This window comes from Ornithinimicrobium jinqii, from assembly GCF_045032595.1.
GTDB lineage: Bacteria > Actinomycetota > Actinomycetes > Actinomycetales > Dermatophilaceae > Ornithinicoccus.
Genome location: NZ_JBJFZS010000073.1, coordinates 1 through 1,015 on the forward strand (window position 1 = coordinate 1; position 1,015 = coordinate 1,015).

Genomic DNA, 1,015 nt, shown 5'->3' on the forward strand with positions numbered 1-1,015 from the left:
GGCGTTATGTGGGTGATCGTTGTCAAGAGGCCTCGGTGGTGTCGAGGCCGGTGATGAGGTCGTCGTAGATCGCTGCGCGGCGGGTCTGTCCCTTGGCGCAGGCGTCGGCGCGCTGGGCGAGCAGGGCTGGTCGGAAGGCGATGGTGGTCTGGAAGAAGGTGCAGGACTCGCAGATGCTCTCGTACTCGCAGTCCATGGCCTTGGGTCGGGTGCAGTAGCCGTTGCCCAGGAGACGGTGGTGCTCGCGGTTGAGACGGGCCATGTTGGGTCCGAGGTCCTCGGCCGGGAGCTTGGCGGGGTGGGCGTAGAGGGCGTCGACCTTGGCGGCGACGGCGAAGTACTCCTGGGCCACGGTGCGGTTGGCGATCCTGGCGTAGACCAGGGTCATGTCCAGGGACTTGTGGCCCAGCATCGCGGCGATCGCCTCCAGCGACATGCCGCGGTTGATGGCCTGCGTGGCCAGGGTGTGCCGCAGCCGGTGCGGGTTGATGTGGGCCAGCCCGGCGGCCGCGCCGGCCTTGTTGATGAACCGGGTGACGGCGTGCCGGTCGAGCTGGCGGCCGTTCTCGTACGGGATGAGCAGCTCGTGGCCGGGGGTGACGTGCGCTGCCCGGTAGGCGCCGATGAGCTCGACCAGGTGCGGGTGCAGGGGCAGGTAGCGGTCCTCGTGCAGCTTGCCCACGGGCACGTGGAGCCAGTAGGTGTCTCCGATGAGGACGACGGCGTCAGACCTCAGGGAGCAGTACTCCCCGACGCGCAGGCCGGTGCGCAGCAGGACCTCCACGGTCAGGCCGACGAGCTGGCGCTGGTCGGCCTGCGCGGCACGGAGCAGCGCGGAGGCGGAGGGGTCGTCGAGGGCCTTGGGCAGGGCGTGGTCCTGGACGGGGATGTCGCCGTGGAACATCGGCACCCGGGGCGGGGCTTCGGGCCAGCCCCATTCGTCGATGCGGACGAAGAACATCCGCAGCACCCCGAGCCGGTGGGCGATGGTGGCCGGGGCCGGGTGGGGTTTGTT

The 1,015-nt window shown here is 70.0% G+C and carries 1 protein-coding gene; it reads right to left on the bottom strand.

What is annotated here, in order from left to right:
• Positions 1-22: 22 nt before the first annotated feature.
• The coding region (locus tag ACI3ET_RS16385) for a tyrosine-type recombinase/integrase (protein WP_405034138.1) at positions 23-1,015 on the bottom strand (993 nt) is incomplete at its 5' end.